The sequence below is a fragment of the Faecalimonas sp. LCP19S3_D12 genome (assembly GCF_052121495.1).
Lineage (GTDB): Bacteria > Bacillota > Clostridia > Lachnospirales > Lachnospiraceae > Faecalimonas.
The window spans coordinates 18,666-35,652 of sequence record NZ_JBQKED010000018.1; the positions used below are offsets into that span (position 1 = coordinate 18,666).

The 16,987-nt window shown below is 40.2% G+C and carries 19 protein-coding genes and 1 tRNA gene; 4 read left to right on the forward strand and 16 right to left on the reverse strand.

Annotated elements, in window-relative coordinates; translation table 11 throughout:
- Positions 1-25: 25 nt before the first annotated feature.
- The 3 genes from ACTQXY_RS07195 to ACTQXY_RS07205 are packed head-to-tail and all read left to right on the forward strand — an operon-like array spanning position 26 to position 1,869.
- On the forward strand, positions 26-394 hold the full coding sequence (locus ACTQXY_RS07195; RefSeq protein WP_441658933.1) for a GntR family transcriptional regulator: 369 nt from the start codon (positions 26-28) through the stop codon (positions 392-394).
- On the forward strand, positions 395-1,093 hold the full coding sequence (locus tag ACTQXY_RS07200; RefSeq protein WP_441658934.1) for an ATP-binding cassette domain-containing protein: 699 nt from the start codon (positions 395-397) through the stop codon (positions 1,091-1,093).
- Entirely contained in the window at positions 1,087-1,869 is a 783-nt protein-coding gene (locus ACTQXY_RS07205; protein WP_441658935.1) for a hypothetical protein, read from the forward strand. The genes ACTQXY_RS07200 and ACTQXY_RS07205 overlap by 7 nt, the downstream gene beginning before the upstream one ends.
- Before the next feature lie 46 nt (positions 1,870-1,915).
- Here the strand turns inward: ACTQXY_RS07205 and ACTQXY_RS07210 are convergent, their stop codons facing one another.
- The 11 genes from ACTQXY_RS07210 to ACTQXY_RS07260 all read right to left on the reverse strand — a co-directional run bounded on the left by ACTQXY_RS07210 (position 1,916) and on the right by ACTQXY_RS07260 (position 10,733).
- Positions 1,916-2,248 carry an AzlD domain-containing protein gene (locus ACTQXY_RS07210; protein ID WP_441658936.1) on the reverse strand — a complete coding sequence of 111 codons (333 nt, stop codon included), beginning with the start codon at positions 2,246-2,248 and terminating at the stop codon, positions 1,916-1,918.
- On the reverse strand, positions 2,239-2,943 hold the full coding sequence (locus ACTQXY_RS07215; RefSeq protein WP_441658937.1) for an AzlC family ABC transporter permease: 705 nt from the start codon (positions 2,941-2,943) through the stop codon (positions 2,239-2,241). Before ACTQXY_RS07215 ends, ACTQXY_RS07210 begins: the two co-directional genes overlap by 10 nt.
- A 42-nt stretch (positions 2,944-2,985) precedes the next feature.
- Positions 2,986-3,057 (reverse strand) — tRNA-Arg (locus ACTQXY_RS07220).
- Between the two features lie 86 nt (positions 3,058-3,143).
- Positions 3,144-4,025 (reverse strand): DUF5688 family protein, encoded by an 882-nt coding sequence (locus ACTQXY_RS07225; protein ID WP_441658938.1) that lies wholly within the window; start codon positions 4,023-4,025, stop codon positions 3,144-3,146.
- Positions 4,026-4,268: 243 nt separating this feature from the next.
- Positions 4,269-4,826: an elongation factor P gene (gene efp / locus ACTQXY_RS07230; protein ID WP_004611355.1), complete on the reverse strand. Its 558-nt coding sequence runs from the start codon at positions 4,824-4,826 to the stop codon at positions 4,269-4,271.
- Between the two features lie 144 nt (positions 4,827-4,970).
- A complete protein-coding gene (locus tag ACTQXY_RS07235) occupies positions 4,971-5,957 on the reverse strand; it encodes a TRAP transporter substrate-binding protein DctP (protein ID WP_441658939.1) in 987 nt (328 codons plus the stop codon).
- Between the two features lie 12 nt (positions 5,958-5,969).
- Positions 5,970-7,259 (reverse strand): TRAP transporter large permease subunit, encoded by a 1,290-nt coding sequence (locus ACTQXY_RS07240; RefSeq protein WP_441658940.1) that lies wholly within the window; start codon positions 7,257-7,259, stop codon positions 5,970-5,972.
- Entirely contained in the window at positions 7,247-7,759 is a 513-nt protein-coding gene (locus ACTQXY_RS07245) for a TRAP transporter small permease (RefSeq protein WP_004611360.1), read from the reverse strand. The genes ACTQXY_RS07240 and ACTQXY_RS07245 overlap by 13 nt, the downstream gene beginning before the upstream one ends.
- 92 nt (positions 7,760-7,851) lie before the next feature.
- A complete protein-coding gene (aroD, locus tag ACTQXY_RS07250) occupies positions 7,852-8,613 on the reverse strand; it encodes a type I 3-dehydroquinate dehydratase (RefSeq protein ID WP_441658941.1) in 762 nt (253 codons plus the stop codon).
- 27 nt (positions 8,614-8,640) lie between these two features.
- A complete protein-coding gene (locus tag ACTQXY_RS07255; RefSeq protein WP_441658942.1) occupies positions 8,641-9,828 on the reverse strand; it encodes an MFS transporter in 1,188 nt (395 codons plus the stop codon).
- A gap of 29 nt (positions 9,829-9,857) precedes the next feature.
- Entirely contained in the window at positions 9,858-10,733 is an 876-nt protein-coding gene (locus ACTQXY_RS07260; protein ID WP_441658943.1) for a shikimate dehydrogenase, read from the reverse strand.
- Positions 10,734-10,916: 183 nt separating this feature from the next.
- On the opposite strand from ACTQXY_RS07260, the gene ACTQXY_RS07265 reads away from it, so the two are divergent.
- Complete coding sequence (locus ACTQXY_RS07265; RefSeq protein WP_441658944.1) at positions 10,917-11,801, forward strand: LysR substrate-binding domain-containing protein; 885 nt, start codon at positions 10,917-10,919, stop codon at positions 11,799-11,801.
- Between the two features lie 24 nt (positions 11,802-11,825).
- Here the strand turns inward: ACTQXY_RS07265 and ACTQXY_RS07270 are convergent, their stop codons facing one another.
- The 5 genes from ACTQXY_RS07270 to ACTQXY_RS07290 form a co-directional block, all read right to left on the reverse strand.
- Positions 11,826-12,185 carry a hypothetical protein gene (locus ACTQXY_RS07270; RefSeq protein WP_441658945.1) on the reverse strand — a complete coding sequence of 120 codons (360 nt, stop codon included), beginning with the start codon at positions 12,183-12,185 and terminating at the stop codon, positions 11,826-11,828.
- A gap of 135 nt (positions 12,186-12,320) precedes the next feature.
- Positions 12,321-14,324 carry an oxidoreductase gene (locus tag ACTQXY_RS07275; RefSeq protein ID WP_441658946.1) on the reverse strand — a complete coding sequence of 668 codons (2,004 nt, stop codon included), beginning with the start codon at positions 14,322-14,324 and terminating at the stop codon, positions 12,321-12,323.
- Between the two features lie 192 nt (positions 14,325-14,516).
- Positions 14,517-15,026, reverse strand: a complete 510-nt coding sequence (locus tag ACTQXY_RS07280) for a YqeG family HAD IIIA-type phosphatase (protein WP_022250610.1) — start codon at positions 15,024-15,026, stop codon at positions 14,517-14,519.
- Positions 15,027-15,047: 21 nt separating this feature from the next.
- A complete protein-coding gene (locus tag ACTQXY_RS07285; protein WP_441658947.1) occupies positions 15,048-16,004 on the reverse strand; it encodes a PfkB family carbohydrate kinase in 957 nt (318 codons plus the stop codon).
- 46 nt (positions 16,005-16,050) lie between these two features.
- Complete coding sequence (locus ACTQXY_RS07290) at positions 16,051-16,947, reverse strand: LysR family transcriptional regulator (protein WP_004611370.1); 897 nt, start codon at positions 16,945-16,947, stop codon at positions 16,051-16,053.
- Between the last annotated feature and the right edge of the window lie 40 nt (positions 16,948-16,987).

Below are 16,987 nucleotides of genomic sequence, written 5' to 3' on the forward strand. Positions count from 1 at the left end.
TAATACAAAGTGAGGTGATTCTTAAATGCCATGGGAACTAAGCAATGACCGACCTATTTATCTGCAGCTTATGGAACGCATACAAATGGATATTGTATCGGGCAAATACCACGCTGGCGACAAGCTTCCTTCTGTACGCGATCTCGCAATAGAAGCTGCTGTAAATCCAAACACGATGCAAAAAGCTTTATCAGAACTAGAACGTGTTGGTTTGGTATACTCACAGAGAACGAGTGGACGTTTTATTACGGAGGACGCAACTATGATAAAAGAACTAAAACAGCATCTTGCCAATGAACATATCTTAGAATTTTTTGAAAAAATGAAACAACTCGGTTTTCAAGAAGAAGAAGCTTTACAACTTATGGAAGAGAGAATAAAGGGGGAAAAATAGATGAATCCTATTTTGGAGTGCAGAGGGCTTACCAAAAATTACGGAAGCTTTACTGCATTATCGAACTTAAATCTATCTCTGGACAGAGGACAGATTATCGGTCTTTTAGGACCAAACGGAAGCGGAAAGACAACATTGATCAAACTCATCAACGGTCTGCTCGTTCCGACAGATGGACGCATATTGATCGACGGGACAGAACCATCTGTCACCACACGAAATATTGTCTCTTACCTTCCGGAACGGACATACTTAAGTGACTGGATGAAAGTAAAAGAGATTGTCTCTTATTTCAAAGACTTTTATGAGAATTTTGACGAGAAACGTGCCTATGAGATGCTTGCACATTTGCAGATTGATCCAAATGCAAGACTCCGCACCTTTTCCAAAGGGACAAAAGAAAAGGTACAATTGATTTTAGTCATGAGCCGCAATGCAGATTTGTACGTATTGGACGAACCAATCGGCGGTGTTGATCCGGCAGCACGTGATTATATACTGAACACCATTCTTACAAACTATAATGAAAATGCTACAATATTGATCTCTACACATTTGATCACAGATATTGAAAACATTTTAGACCGTGTTCTTTTTCTTCAAAACGGGCACATCGCACTCAATGCAAGTGTGGATGACATCCGAATTGAGCACGGAAAATCCGTAGACACATTATTCAGGGAGGTATTCAGATGTTAGGTAAATTAATTAAACACGAATTTCGGGCACTCTCCCGATTTTTGCTTCCGATTCATATTCTTTTGCTGGTTGCCTGTCTGATTGGACGATTTATGTTTCAGGCGATGGCCACGATGGATTTGCCAAATGTGATATTGATTGTCTCATTTGTATTCCTGATCTCCATCTGGATCGTTGTACCATGTGCGACATCTATTTTAATTGTAGTACGCTATTATAAAAGCCTGTATACCGACGAAGGATATCTGACACTGACGCTTCCGGCGACAAGAGGACAGCTTCTGTTTTCCAAAGCATTTGCAGCATGCGTCTGGAGTATTTTAGATCTCGCAATCGTCATCGCAGGACTTGCAATTGTGGTTATCATACCACAGGTTTATCAAAACTCTGCCGAGGTGCTTAATGAGCTAGAAAAAGCATTGGAGATGTCGCCAAGCCTGTTTTTCTGGTCAACTGTCGGAATCTCTGTGATCGGATGTTTTGGGAATGTGGCACTTTACTATTTTTCAGTATCTATCGGGCAGCTCCTTTCTTCGCACAGAGTGCTCGGAGCGATCATTGCTTACTTTGCAATTTCAACAGTCTTTTCTGTGTTGATGCTGATCATCATGTTTGCAGTTGGATATGATCCATTTTTTGGCGCTTCCTCTGATTCGCTTGCCACAACAGCATTCTTAAGTTCTTATAAGTCAAGCGCCATCATATGTATCCTGGAAACATTCCTGTTCTTCGGTGGTACATACTACTTACTAAAGAAAAAAACAAATCTCAACTAAAAAGCAAGGACGAGGGTTCTTTTTTAAACCCTCGTCCCTATTTTTATTAAAATACAACCTGAATCAAAAACATATACAGCACCGTTCCAGCCCCGATACTGAGCAGATTGTTTCGTTTCCACACATGCAGCACCGCAACCGTGGCCACAGCAATCAACTCCGGAATCCCATGCGGTGCCTCCCGCACCGGTGTACTTTTTAAACAATATACAACAAGCATCCCGATCACTGCCGGTGTCAATACTTTTCCAAGATACTGTATCGTCTCTGGAATCTCTTTTCCTTTTGGAAAGACCAAAAAAGGAGTAACTCTCGTTGCAAATGTAGTCAGTGCAACCGCCAAAATAATCAAAATCGAAATTCCCACACTTACCGGCATCTTTCTTCCCCCTTATCCAATCTCTTTTTCCCGACAAACAATATAAGAACAATCAAAAGCATCGACGGCAATACAAAACTGTCCGCACCAAAAATCTGCAGACAAACAAACGCTCCCACAACACCGATCACCGCCGGTATCCGGTTGTTTTTCTCCATCCATTGTTCAATAAAGATCACAACAAACAATGCCGTCATTGCAAAATCAATTCCCTCTGAATTGATTGGAAGAAGACTTCCCACCAAACCACCGATTGCAGAACCAATCACCCAATAACATTGATTCAAAAGTGCGATCGCCAAAAGAAACTTTTCTTCCGCTACTCCCTGAGGCACTTTTGTCGTACAAAGCAATGAGTATGTCTCATCCGTCAAGCTGAAAATCATATACCATCTTGATTTGCCCATTTTATTAAATTTTTCCAAAAGAGAAATTCCATAAAACACATGTCTGACATTCACCATAAATGTCAAAAAAATGACTTGTAAAAAGGAAATACCCGGCACGAAAAAATTCACTGCCAGGTATTGTCCAGAACCTGCATATACAAGCAGACTCATTAATATCGCCCATACGAAAGAATATCCCTTTTCTGCATACATCACACCAAACGCAATTCCTATAAACAAATATCCCGTCAACACCGGAATCGTATAAGGAAATGCTTTCTTAAATGCTTGCCTATATTGTGACATTTCTCTTCCTCTATCCTACACTTTATATCATTCTCAAATATACACACCTAGGCGGATTCGAACCGCCGCACCCGCCTCCGGAGGGCGGTGCTCTATCCCCTGAGCTATAGGTGTATAAGAGTCGTTTACACCGTAAACGACTTTTAAATAATATCACACTTTTCTCCAAAAGTAAAGAAATTCTGTCGGGATTTACAAAATCACAAAATTAGTCGGTTTTCTTTTCTGCTGAAATAATATGCTCTGTAAGAGAGGATTTCCTCCTCTTCCACCTGCGTATCGTTGATCTCTTCAATCATATCCTCCAGATCGATGCGGTTCGGGCTCTTACTCTCCGGCACGATAATCACTTCATGCACACTGCTTGGGAGTACATAATAATTTTCTCCCAGCTGATTTCCAATATCCTCAAGCACTTTATCATACAAAATGCACGCAGCACCAAAACTTCGTATTTCATTGGTAAGCACATACATAAAATCTTCTCCCTCTTGGTCATTTGTCTCTTCGCCAAGCAATTCAGCCACCACGGAACGCATTGTTTGAAATTCCGGTGGCAGAAGCCTTTTCGTATTCTGATGTGCAATGTTGTAGATTCTTTCTTTTTCCACTCCCCACACTTTCAAAATATCATCTGTAATCAATATGGTCGCTGTCCCTGACTTACTGACATCCAACAGCACATAGAATACAATTGCTAAATCCAACACGCACATATGTGGGATCTGTTCGAGAAGTTCTGCATTCTCCTCTGCATGAATCAACTTGTACACAATTTTTTGCTGCATTTTTGAAAAACTCTGCAACACTGAAGTCTCCCACGCATGTTCTATGCGCACTTCCTGATACAATTTTAAAATGCTTTTTACAATCCGATCAAGTGACTGATGTTTCTGATATTGCTGAAAATATTCTTCCAGATAAATCGTCGGTGATACATTGATCCCTTTTTCGCTGACCATGATTCCGACTCTATTTTTTCCATTATTCTTCATTGTCGTCTGAATACATACCGATATCCCTTCTTTCACCTTCTGCTTAACTTTTACCTCTACTGCACTCACAAATTGTTGATAATTCATATAAACTCCTTTCCTGTGAGCCGCTTTCTTTTTGTCCTGCTTGAAAAATTGACATGAATCTGTCAAAGAAAATAGATTTGAAATATATTATGGTTTTTTGATTATAACCGAAGCTTCCGAAAAATACAATGATTTTTTGAAATTTTTATCCATACGGTAACATTTCCTCTGTAACAAAAAAAGGATGAGCTATCCTATAAATAAACTCATCCTCTCCGTTATCAGATATCTGAACAGGCTCCATTATACTCTTGATAAGTACTCTCCTGTACGTGTATCAATCTTCAGAACATCGCCTTGTTCTACAAACAACGGTACGTATACAACTGCTCCTGTCTCCACAGTAGCTGGTTTTGTCGCACCCTGTGCTGTATCTCCTTTAAATCCTGGCTCTGTCTCCGTGATCGCAAGTTCTACAAACAATGGTGGCTCTACAGCAAATACATTGCCATTGTGAGAACAAATCTTCACCATCTCATTCTCTTTTACAAATTTGAGCGAATCACCAATTGCATCTTCATTCAATGCGATCTGATCATATGTCTCAACATCCATGAAGTGATACAATTCTCCATCAGAATATAAGTACTGCATATCTTTTCTTTCAATATGAGCTTTCGGGAATTTTTCTGTAGGTCTGAATGTTTTTTCTACAGCTCCACCACTGATAATATTTTTTAATTTCGTTCTAACGAACGCTGCACCTTTACCTGGTTTTACATGTTGGAATTCTAAAATCTGATAAATATTCCCGTCAATTTCAAGGGTTACACCATTTTTAAAATCTCCTGCTGAAATCATCTGTTATCCTCCTTAATTATTCCCACATGTATCACTACATCTTGCGGGACATGCTCCTTTAAGCATAAATATTCTTCTTCACTTCTATCCATTCTATAATAGTTTGTACGATTTTTCAACCTTTTTTTTCTATCCACTCAATTATTATTCCACATACGCATCTACAATATCTTTTGACACACTGTGACGAATCTCTTCTGTCACTCCTTTTGAGGCATCCCGCACCTCTTGTCTTAGTTCGTCACTCATAGGAACAATCTTCGTTCCACTTTCCTCAATCACCTTAATTTTTTCCGCAATACGGGTGTCCGACTGCTCTCTTGCGTATTTTTTTGCAATCTCAGAAGCCTCTGTGATCACGTTTTGCTCTTTCTTTGAAAGCCCTTCAAAAAATTCATCACTGACAATCAAAGAAATCAAATGCGGCAGATGATTTGTCTCAACTACATAATCCTGCTGTTCATATAATCGACTGGAAACAATAACCTCATATGGGTTTTCCTGTGCATCGATCGTTCCCTGCTGAAGCCCGATGTACACCTCACTGAAAGTCATAGGTGTCGGATTCGCTTTGAGCGACTTCCAGAAAGCCATATGATACGGATTCTCCATTGTTCTGATCTTTTGTCCCTTAAAATCCGACAGGGAAGTAACATTTTTGTTCGTGGACATGACACGGAACCCCTGATCCGCATACCCCAACAGCTTGTAGCCCGCATCTTTGTAAACATCTTCCATCAGACCATAGAACTTCGCATCATCCACTTTGTTGCGGACTTCTTCAATAGAGTCAAACACACATGGAATGTCAAACACCGCGGCATCTTTCATAAACGTAACCTGCGGCGCTGTATTTTGTACGACAAACGGAATATCTCCGTCTTTACAGCTTTCTAACAATTCACGGTCTCCGCCAAGCGTACTGTTTGGATATACTTGAATCTTCATCTTTCCGTCACTTAGCCGATCCACCTCTTCTGCAAATTTTTCCGAGAACAACTGTGTCACCGTATCTTCCGGACTGGATGTCGCAAGCGGCCAAGCGTATCTTTGCACATCGCTCTCCTTGGCGCACCCGGACAAGAGCACAGCAGCCAGCACCGCTGTCGCCATATATATTTTTTTCTTCATCAGATTTCCCTCCTACAATAGCACAAGACTGATACCTGGTACAAATGTAATCAGCAGTAACGCGATCAAAAAGAACACAATCATCGGAAATGCTTTTTTTGCAATTTCCATAATCGGTATCTCCGTAAGTGAACTCGCCACGAACAAATTGACTCCGATTGGAGGCGTCACAAAACCAATTGCAAGGTTTACAACCATCATCACACCAAAATGAATCGGATTCATTCCGATTTCTGTTACAATCGGTAATAAAATCGGGCTTAAGATCAAGATCGCCGGTGTCGTATCCATCACCATTCCCACAATCAGTAAAAAGATATTAATCACAATTAAAATGACAATCGGATTACTAAAGTGTGTCAAAATCCACTCGCTGACTGCCTGTGGCACCTGCATCAGTGTAAGCACCCGCGAAAATGCAATTGACGCTGCAAGTATAAATAACAGCGACGCATAAGTTCTTGTGGATTCTACAATGATTCCCCAAATATCCTTCACCTGAATCGTGCGATAGATAAAAAGACTGATAATTAACGCATAGAAAACCGAGATAACCGCAGCCTCTGTCGGTGACGCAATTCCCGAATAAATGCACCCTAAAATAATAACCGGACTAAGCAGGGCAAAAAAGCTCTCTTTTAACACTTTGAAAAAGCCTTTCGCATGTAATTTCCCAATCTCTTCTGCAATCTTTTCTTTGTCTTCTCCATATTTCTTACAGTAATAGATTGCATAGATCATCAGCAGGCCGCCAATCAAAAGTCCCGGAATAATTCCAGCGATAAACAGATCACTCACGGATTCTCCCGCCGCCATTCCATACATGATAAACGGAATACTTGGCGGTATGATCACACCGAGTCCTCCCGCCACAGCAACCACTGCTGTCACAAATTTCTTGTCATATCCAAGTTCCATCAGAATCGGTATTGTCATACTTCCAACCGCCGCTACAGTAGCCGGACCCGAACCTGATATTGCACCATAAAACAAACATGTAATAATCACTGCACACGGCATTCCCGCAGTTCTTTTTCCAAGAAAATACGCGAAAACATCAAACAGCTTTTTCGAGATTCCACCCTTTGCCATAACGATTCCGGAGAGCACAAACATCGGCACTGCAAGAAGTGGAAAACTGTCGATTCCACCAAACATAGAACGAATGACAAACTGGGCGCTCGCCGTAAAAGAAGGGTCAAATGCTCCCGGCAATACCGATACAATCCCAAGTGATATCGATACCGGAATCGCAATCACCAGGCAAACTACAAATATTAAAAATACAACTACGATTGGCATGATTCTTCCCCTCCTTTTTCTTTCGCCCTTACAACCTGAAGTTCGATCCACCATCTCTGCACAATTCTAAATGCTGCCAGAATAAAACATACAAACGGCGCTGCCTGAATGTAATACATCGGAATTCCACACGCCGGACTGACCTGTCCGCTCTCAATCGCAGAGCGCAGATACAAAAAGGCATACGGTATCATATAGCAGAAAAATACTAGTTCAATCGTATGATTCACCAGCTTAAACAACGCCTTTCCTCGTTTCGGAAACATTGCCACAAACTGCTCCACTTTTATAGAAATACATTTTTTCGTACAATAGCTGATGCTCAAAAATCCTTCCCAAATAAAAATATATCTTGTGATCTCTTCCGACCATGACAAAGACATGCCAAATGCATATCGAAAAACCACCTGAATTCCCATAATGGCAGTCATCATGATAAGACCTGCTCCCATTAGGAATTCTTCCAGACTGTTATTTAACCATGTGAATACTCTTTTCATAGCCTGCTCCTCTCATTCGTTTATTTCTTAACACAACACGGATTTAAAAACAGGCTTGGCAGTCTCGCTGTCAAGCCTGTTTGCACTTATTATTATAGGCTTTTGTGTAACAATTGCAATACAGTTTCCAAATTATTTACTTCCATCTGTCCTGGTGCAGATGCTTTTTTTGCTGCTCCGAATGTCAAAGCAGAACCAAATACTTCTCCACAAAGTCTGCTGATCACGCCTGTTCCTGCCATTGACATTGTGATGATCGGTCTGTCCGCATACTCAGATGCCATCTCTTCTGTCGCAGATAACAGTACAAGAACATCTTTTTTGCTGTTCGGCATTACCGCAATCTTCGGAATGTCTGCTCCTAAGTCCTGCATTTTGCGAAGTCTTGAGACAATCTCATCTTTTTCAGGTGTCTTGTCGAAATCATGGTTAGACGCAACTACTTTTACATTCACTTCGTGTGCCGCTTCGATGATCTCTTTTACAACCTCATCTCCTGTAAATGCTTCCACATCTACTAAATCCACATATCCTGTCGCGGCAGCTTTCTTATTTAATTCTGCATATTCTTTTGCCTCGATTGCTTTCTCTCCACCTTCTTTTGAAGTACGGAATGTGAATAACAATGGTGTCTCTCCCAAAGCTTCTCTCAGCTCTTTTAAAACCTCTTCTACTTTTTCAAATTCAAAAACATGTTCAAACCAGTCTACACGCCATTCTACTACATCTACCGGAATATTTTCAAATGTTTTTGCCTCATTGATAATTTCTTCCTTTGTCACTCCTACGATCGGCACACAGATTTTTGGTACTCCTTCTCCGATCTTTACATTTCTTACGATTACCGGATTCATAAACTTCCTCCTACAGATTTTTAAAATTTATTTTGCTGTATTTACTTTTTCTACTAATTTTCCATATCTTGCATTTACCAACAGTGCAAGAAGCACACCGATTACAGTAATGACAATGTTCATTACAAGAACGCCTGTTGCTGACATATTGGCAGCCGCACTTAAAATTGTATAATTACATAAGCTTGATGCAATCATAACAAGGCTTGTGATTGTTCCTTTGATCTTCGGGAACAGTTCATTTACAGTAGCTGTTGCCATCTGAAGAACTCCTCCTGCTGCTGCATAACCGATTACAAATGCACCGATGTAGCAGATTGCAGGTGTCTTGATCAAATATACTAACACCAACATGATTGTCGCAATTGCCGGATAGATAACAAGAAAACGTACTTGTTTGAATTTTGTGATCAAAATACTTGTCACAAACAACGCAACCAAAGTTCCTGCTGAGTAGTATGTCTGCATTACAGATACCGATTCAGACGAGATTCCTGCGATTTCTTTTCCGAATGTCTGCGCACAGTTTAACCATAATTGGAATGTAGCTGTACTTGTGAAACCGATTAAAATCAAGGCTACACTTTCCAATGAGAAATTTGCATTTTTTAGGTTACTGATAAATGACTCTGATTTTCCGCTCTCAGACTCTGCCGGAAGCGGTGCAAAAATTGCCAGCACACCGAGCACTGCGATTATAACACCTGCTACAAGTGGAAGTGTCAGGTATGACATAGATGTTCCTGCCACAAGTCCTAAGAAGAATGGCATTAAAAGCTGTGCTACGGAAATAAATAACTTAATTCCCATTGTCGCAATACCTGTATACTTGTACATAATCTCTGCAACTGCCGGATATGTAGCTGTATCTAAGAAGGAGTTTGCGATACCTCCGAGAACTGCTGCAATATATGCAACCTGTACGTTTGGTGAAAAAGCAATCCCTACGAAGAAAATAACATAAGATGCCACACCAATCAATACCGAAATTCTTCTTCCAAGCTTATCCGATAATGGTCCTGCAAACGGAAGTGAGATCAAACGTCCCAATCCCAATGCGGCTGCGATTGCAGTTACTTTCATCGCATCGTTCATTCCCCACTGATCCGCCAGCATCTCTTTTACAACCTGCTGACTCAATATAGAACATCCAATACCATGGATAAAATAGTTTAAGTACAAAATCAATGCACTTGGTAAATATTTCTTATTCATCGTCTTTTCCTCTGCACTCCTTTTTTCTTTTAGTCGTATTTGATATCTAAGATTTCTTTCATATATTCGATCGGCATTGGTTCTCCTGTCCACAATTCAAATGCGGCTGAACCCTGGAATAACATCATTCCTAGACCGTTCATTGTCTTACATCCGACTTCTTTTGCCATCTTCAACAGCGCTGTTTCTCTTGGAGCATATACAACATCTGTTACGATTAAGTCTGGTCTTAAGAACGATTTGTCCGGAATGTATGTCTGACCTTCTAATGGTTTCATACCCATGCCTGTTCCGTTTGCAAATAAATAGCTGTCTGCAATCTCTTCTTTTAATTTGTCAAGATCTGCAAAATCATATAATGTCGCTTTACAGTTTGTATTTTCATTGATTTTCTTTACTGTCTCTTCTGCATTTGCCCAGAATTTATCTTTGATGTTAAAGATAGACATCTCTGCCACACCGTCAAGCGCTGCCTGAATTTCAATTGCTGTTGCAGCTCCACCTGCTCCGACAATTGTCATTTTTTTGCCAATAACATCAATGTTGTTGTCTTTTAATGCTGCCATATAGCCGATACCATCTGTAATGTGACCTGTCAGGTGTCCATTGTCATTTACGATTGTATTGACTGCACCGCACATTTTCGCTGCCGGTGACAACTCGTCTAAGTATTTATGTACCACTGTTTTGTTTGGCATAGATACGTTAGAACCTCTCATTTTTAATGCACGAAGTCCTTTGATCGCATCTTCTAATGTATCGTTGTCCACCTCAAATGCAAGGTATGCATAGTCATATCCTAATTTTGCAAATGCTTCATTCTGCATTGCCGGTGAACTTGAATGTCTGATTGGGTAAGCCATTAAACCGATTAGTTCTGTGTGACCTGTAATTCTTTCTGCCATGATTTTTCTCTCCTTTGAATTTGAATTGTTTTTTCTTTTGCCCATTTGTTAAATTTTAAACAACCTCTTTACTGTGATTATATACGATTTCAATCAATACTTCCAATACATCTTTTGTTATTTTTTGATAGTTTTTTTCTATCAATTGTGATATACTGTAAGGCAGAGAAAGGAGTACATGCTATGACATTAAATCAATTGACATATTTTCAAAAAATTGCCCAGCTGGAACATTTCCGCTTAGCCGCCAATGAACTGAATATTTCCCAGCCAAGTCTCAGCCGTTCTATGGATACGCTAGAAAATGAACTCGGTATTCCTCTTTTTGAAAAAAACGGACGAAACATCACACTTACCAAATACGGTAAGATGTTTTTAGAACACGTTGACCGCATTTTAGAAGAGGTTCGCACTGCGGAACAGAAAATGTACCATCTGACACAAGAAGGGGGACACATCGACATCGCCTATGTATCCCCTCTCGCTAACCACTATATTCCGCACACGGTGCGTACTTTTTTGAATCTTCCGGAAAATAAACAAGTGACATTCAGTTTCAGTCAGGCACATACAATCGACCTGATCCGTGGGCTGAAAAGCGACATGTATGACGTTGTTTTTGGCGCATATGTGGAAGATCAGCCTTCCGTACAGTTTACTCCAATCCTGCATCAGGAGATGTTACTCATCACCTCGTTAAACCATCCGCTCGCAAATGAAAAAGAAGTACCTTTTCAAGTACTGCAGGATTATCCGGTGATCGGATATGACCGTGATTCAGGTCTTGGACTTTACACTCACAAATTATATCGTAAGCACCAGATCCAGCCGGATATTGTCATCGACTGCCCAGACGAATATTCTATCGCAGCACTTGTGGCAGAAGATTTTGGGATTGCACTAGTTGCAGATGTTGACACGATACGCGATGCAAAGATTGCCAAAATTCCAATCTCCGGCGAAACGTTAATCCACACAGTCTACATGGCGCACATGAAAGACAAATATATGATTCCCGCCACAAACCGGTTTGTCAAATTTATCAAAAAAGATTCCGGTCTGACTTAATATTCTTTAACTTGCGCTCTTCCTTTAATCACTGTCCTTTTCTATAATTGCTTCCCCATTTTTATCCAACAGGTAAATTGCAAAAACGGTTTTAATCCGGGCCGGATAAGTCTCCAAAATTTCTCCATTATATACGATACATACCTCTGTTCCCTCTTCAAGTTCGGGCACTTCAATCTTTGATACAACATCCGTTGTAACCGAAATTTCACCTGTTGATATCTCTTCATTTTCAAAAGGTTCGACTAAAATCGTATTTTCACCTATTTCCAAAACAGTTGCGTTAAATGTCGGATTCCCTTTCGGCGTTTCCGTATCTTTACATCCTGTTAATGAAAACGCAGCAAAAATACAGGCACCTAATACAACAGATTTTTTTCTCATTTTTCACGCCCCTTTCCAAACAAAAAAAGATGTACAAGGTATACTATTTCACTTCTACCTCATACATCTATTTTAATCTGTTCTTTAAATTATGTCCAATATTTCTTGCAATTTACTAGCCTATATTGTTAAATTCTATAAATAATCTCTTTTTTCCAAAACTTCAAGGATATTACGCCCTTCCGTTGTACCCTCAATAATTCTTCTTGCACGGACACTGTCACCGATGTTCATAATCTCTACATCTCCGCTGTGTCCAAATGTATTATACAACGCATCTAAGATTGGAGCATTTGCTCTCATACCAAGACATACAAATCCGTAATCAAATGCAAGATCTTTCTCTTCTCCATCCGGCATTTTCACAAGGAATGCATCGCTCTTCACTTCTAGCAAAGCTGTGTTTGGAAGCTGTTGTACTCCATACTGATCCATCATCGTAAATGTTCCAACTTTAGAAACAGGGTCAATTCCATTTCCGATAACCGGCATCATTTCTACGATACTCACATCCGCATGTCTTGGTGCGAAGAATTCCACTACATCAAGACCAACTGCTCCTCCACCGATGACTACAACTTTCTTTCCAGTCAAGTCTTCCGGATACTCTGTAATGTGGTTGATCATATTTGTGATAGAAGATACTTTTCCGCCTTCTTTGTCAATGTTTTCGTGTAATCCTTTGATCGGCGGAAGAAGTGGATTCGATCCTGTCGCATTGACAATAATGTTCGGATTCAGGCTTTCAACCAACTCAATTGTTGCTTCTGTATTTTTAAAGACAAATAAGTTTTTCAGCTTGCTTGCACGGTGAATCAGGTAATTCGGGAAATCTGACAGTCTCTTTTTATCCGGAATCTTAGAAATCTCCGCTGCAAGTCCTCCGAGATTTGCCTTTTTCTCGATCAAGAATGTTGTACATCCAACTTCCGCTGCTGTACATGCTGCTTCCAGACCTGCAGTACCTCCACCGATCACAACAACATTGCAAGGTTTCTTCACGCGAAGTTTTTTGTATCCTTCTCCTTCATTCACAGCCGGATTAATCGTACAACGGATCGGGCGGTTTACTCCGATACGGTTTCCTGCACATCCGATGTTACATGAGATACATTTGCGGATTTCTTTTTCATCGCCAAAGCTTACTTTGTTTACCCATTCCGGATCCGCAATCAGACCACGTCCCATACCGATGAGATCTGCATCTCCTCTTTCCAAAATATCTTCTGCAACTTGTGGGTCTCTGATGTTTCCCATTGTGATACAAATTTTTCCATATCTTTCTTTGACTGCTTTCGCCATATAAGAACGCCATCCGTCTTCCAGATAGTTAGCATCAATCTGATATTGGATAGAACCATTCAAGCCACAGGAAACGTCAAATACGTCTACCTCTTTTTCAAAATACTGAAGATAATCCAAAGTATTTTCCAATGTGTTTCCACCTTCTAAAAATTCATCCGCACTGATTCTTACAAAAATCGGGAAGAATGGACCTACCTGTGCACGTACTTCTTCAATAACCATTTTTGCAAAACGTGCTCTATTCTCTGGGGAACCTCCAAATTCATCCGTTCTCTTATTTGTTATCGGTGACAAGAACTGGCTGAGTAAGTAAGAGTGTCCGGCATGAATCTCCACTGCATCAAATCCTGCGATCTGTGCTCTCTTTGCAGCTTCTCCGTATTTTTTCACAATGCGTAAAATCTCTTCTTTTTCAAGCGGTCTTGGAATCTCTCCACCTGCTTTTGACGGAATATTCGACGCAGAAACCGGCTGCATATTTGTTCTTGCAGACTGCGCAGAAGCTCCGGCATGATTGATCTGGATTGCAATACAGGCACCATGTTTGTGTACTGTCTCGCTCAATTTGAATAATCTTGGAATATAGCTGTCGTGGTCGATACGAATCTGTGTTGTTCCATTAGATCCTTCCGGTGAATCTACACTTGCATTTTCTACGATCAAAAGACCTGTTCCGCCTTTCGCTCTCTGTTCATAATAGTTAATATGAAGAAAACTCATTTCTCCATTCTGTTCTCCATAGTTCGTTCCCATTGGTGTCATAACAATTCTGTTTTTCAGTGTCATGTGCTTAATTGTAAGCGGTTCAAAAATATGTGTATATTTGCTTTGCATTTTTTCTAACTCTTTCTAAATGATTGTTTCAGATCCATGTGAAACGAGGTTGTTGACATTGCCTTGGGCTCTGGCTTCTGTCTTTTCTTAACTATCATTATAAGCACTCTCTATTCATAAAACAAATTGGTATTTTTATCATTTTTGATAAATTTTCTCTATAGATTCAAAAAGTAACTGCTCAAAGAACAGTTACTTTTTCCGTTTCTCTTTCTCTTTTCGATAAAAATGTAATACAATTTTTTCCAAGTATCGTTTCAGAACAATCTGAATCTCTTCTTTGGGGTGAATCGGCTTCACAAGTATATTTCGGATTCCCGCCCGTTTTGCGCCATAGACATCAGTAAACAGCTGGTCCCCGATAAAAATTGTATTCTCTGGTGTTGTGCCCATAATTTCCATCCCTTTTTTGTAATTTTTTGTAGATGGTTTGTGAGCATTAAAAATATAGTTCGTCTGAATCTCTTCATTGAACATCTTTACGCGGGGTTCCTGATTATTGGAAATCAGACAACTGGAAAATCCAATCGCCTTCAGTCTCGCAAACAGCGCTTTTGCCCTCTCATCAGCCGGTGCACCATGCGGAACCAATGTGTTATCAATATCGAAAATCAGTCCCCGATAGCCTTCTTCATATAATTTTTCAAACGGAATAACATAGGTCGATGCGACATAGTCATCCGGAAAAAAACGTTCAAACATAATCTTCATCCATTTCTCTTTTTATTCCATAAATGCCAACACATCTTCTTTTTCCGGCATTGAGCGAATCGCGCCTTTTTTAGTCGTAATCAATGCTGCTGCCGCATTTGCAAACGAAAGCATCTCTTTTAAATTTTCCTCTGTCAGATTCTCAAGTCCATGTTCTAATACATAGTTGATCGAGCTTCCACAGAAAGTATCTCCTGCACCTGTCGTCTCGATTGCCTTCACAACACGTCCGGCAACTTCCACTCTCATATCTTTGTAGTAAGCACGACTTCCATCTTTCCCCATAGTCAGAAGAATGAGCGGGATCTGATATTTCTCCTGCAGATACCGGATTCCCTCATCGTAATCCTGTTTTCCTGAGATAAACTGAATCTCATTATCTGAAATCTTCAAAACATCACAATATGCGAATCCATACTCCATCTGCTCTTTTGCAAGCTCTAATGAGCTCCAAAGAGGTGGTCGAAGATTCGGGTCAAATGTAATGACCAGCCCATTGTCTTTTGCAATTTTCAATGCTTTTTTTGTGGCTTCTCTCACTCCGTCATGAGTCATAGACAATGTTCCAAAATGGAATATCTTTGCCTTTTTTACAAATTCTTCATCTACTTCATCAGCAGTCAGCATCATATCAGCTCCCGGATTCCGGTAAAACGAAAACTCCCTGTCCCCATCCGGAAATGTATGCACAAATGCCAATGTGGTATTCACCTCTTGATCCATATATAAAGCGGAGGTGTCGATTCCAACATCATCCAGCGTAGCTTTCAACAGTGTTCCAAACTGGTCTTGTCCTACTTTCCCCAAAAAAGCCGTCTTCTTTCCCAACTTGTTCAGCATTGCGAGCACATTACAAGGCGCCCCACCCGGACACGCCTCAAAAAGATTGTTTCCCTGTTCACTCTCCCCGTGCATCGTAAAATCAATCAATAATTCTCCCAATGCGATTACATCAAATTCTTTCTGCATTGTAAAACCTCCCTTATTTTCTCCATCTATTATAGCCGACACACTTCTATTGTTCAATTTCTATTTTATAGTTTTTTTGAACATATTGCAGAAATTGCTTTACAATCGGCGATAAATATTTGTTCCGCATGATCGCCATATAAATATATCTTCGATACGCCAGCTTTTCAATCGGGATAATCTTCACCTGCAGGCTCTTCAAAATCGGAATATTCGGTACAATCCCGACACCAAATCCCTTTGCCACAAGTCCGGCAAGTGCGCTGTCTTCGTCCACCGTGTACTTGATATCCGGAGTAATATCTGCGTCTTTGAAAAGCCCGTCGATCACCGCACGAAGTCCACTCGTTTTATTGAAAAAAATCTGAGGATAACTGGCAATCTCTTCAAACTTTACACTCTCCCGATCTGCTAATGGGTGTCCATATGGCACAATTGCTGCAAGTTCTTCTTTTGTAACCGGGATAAATTCAATATCCGGCTCATTTTTCATATAAGAACAGAATCCAAGGTCAAAACGTTCTGATTTGATACCTTTCACAATCTCCTCTGTCACTCCATTATTAAAGTGAAATTGGATATCTTTTTCTTTGTTCTCGTCCAAAAAATTTTTAACCAGCTCCGGTATAAATTCACTCCCCTGTGTATAGATGTATCCGATATCAATCTCACCGCTTGTCTCACTTGTCATCGATCTCGTCTTTTTAATTCCGGTATCCAACACCCGCAAAGACTCCTCGGCATATTTCAAAAATACTTTTCCATATTTTGTAAGAACTACGTTCCGTCCTTGTTTTTCAAATAAATAAGTCCCCAGTTCCTGTTCCAACATACCAATTGCATGACTGAGGCTTGGTTGCGTGATAGATAGTTGCTTCGCCGCTTTCGTATAATGTTCCATATAGGCTAGTGTTACAAAATAATGCAATTGATTTAAATTCATATGCCTCTCTCCTTCAAATAAGTTTTGTTAAGTATATCAC

What these genes read in the sequence shown, in the direction of transcription:
- ACTQXY_RS07290 (WP_004611370.1), bottom strand. Translation starts at nt 16,947, where the DNA reads ATGAATTTAAATCAATTGCATTATTTTGTAACACTAGCCTATATGGAA.
- ACTQXY_RS07255 (WP_441658942.1), bottom strand. Translation starts at nt 9,828, where the DNA reads ATGAATAAGAAATATTTACCAAGTGCATTGATTTTGTACTTAAACTAT.
- ACTQXY_RS07225 (WP_441658938.1), bottom strand. Translation starts at nt 4,025, where the DNA reads ATGAATTATCAACAATTTGTGAGTGCAGTAGAGGTAAAAGTTAAGCAG.
- ACTQXY_RS07275 (WP_441658946.1), bottom strand. Translation starts at nt 14,324, where the DNA reads ATGCAAAGCAAATATACACATATTTTTGAACCGCTTACAATTAAGCAC.
- ACTQXY_RS07235 (WP_441658939.1), bottom strand. Translation starts at nt 5,957, where the DNA reads ATGAAGAAAAAAATATATATGGCGACAGCGGTGCTGGCTGCTGTGCTC.
- ACTQXY_RS07260 (WP_441658943.1), bottom strand. Translation starts at nt 10,733, where the DNA reads ATGGCAGAAAGAATTACAGGTCACACAGAACTAATCGGTTTAATGGCT.
- ACTQXY_RS07270 (WP_441658945.1), bottom strand. Translation starts at nt 12,185, where the DNA reads ATGAGAAAAAAATCTGTTGTATTAGGTGCCTGTATTTTTGCTGCGTTT.
- ACTQXY_RS07240 (WP_441658940.1), bottom strand. Translation starts at nt 7,259, where the DNA reads ATGCCAATCGTAGTTGTATTTTTAATATTTGTAGTTTGCCTGGTGATT.
- ACTQXY_RS07205 (WP_441658935.1), top strand. Translation starts at nt 1,087, where the DNA reads ATGTTAGGTAAATTAATTAAACACGAATTTCGGGCACTCTCCCGATTT.
- ACTQXY_RS07215 (WP_441658937.1), bottom strand. Translation starts at nt 2,943, where the DNA reads ATGTCACAATATAGGCAAGCATTTAAGAAAGCATTTCCTTATACGATT.
- ACTQXY_RS07245 (WP_004611360.1), bottom strand. Translation starts at nt 7,759, where the DNA reads ATGAAAAGAGTATTCACATGGTTAAATAACAGTCTGGAAGAATTCCTA.
- ACTQXY_RS07265 (WP_441658944.1), top strand. Translation starts at nt 10,917, where the DNA reads ATGACATTAAATCAATTGACATATTTTCAAAAAATTGCCCAGCTGGAA.
- ACTQXY_RS07285 (WP_441658947.1), bottom strand. Translation starts at nt 16,004, where the DNA reads ATGCAGAAAGAATTTGATGTAATCGCATTGGGAGAATTATTGATTGAT.
- aroD (WP_441658941.1), bottom strand. Translation starts at nt 8,613, where the DNA reads ATGAATCCGGTAATCGTAAGAAATGTAAAGATCGGAGAAGGAGTACCA.
- ACTQXY_RS07200 (WP_441658934.1), top strand. Translation starts at nt 395, where the DNA reads ATGAATCCTATTTTGGAGTGCAGAGGGCTTACCAAAAATTACGGAAGC.
- ACTQXY_RS07210 (WP_441658936.1), bottom strand. Translation starts at nt 2,248, where the DNA reads ATGCCGGTAAGTGTGGGAATTTCGATTTTGATTATTTTGGCGGTTGCA.
- efp (WP_004611355.1), bottom strand. Translation starts at nt 4,826, where the DNA reads ATGATTTCAGCAGGAGATTTTAAAAATGGTGTAACCCTTGAAATTGAC.
- ACTQXY_RS07195 (WP_441658933.1), top strand. Translation starts at nt 26, where the DNA reads ATGCCATGGGAACTAAGCAATGACCGACCTATTTATCTGCAGCTTATG.
- ACTQXY_RS07280 (WP_022250610.1), bottom strand. Translation starts at nt 15,026, where the DNA reads ATGTTTGAACGTTTTTTTCCGGATGACTATGTCGCATCGACCTATGTT.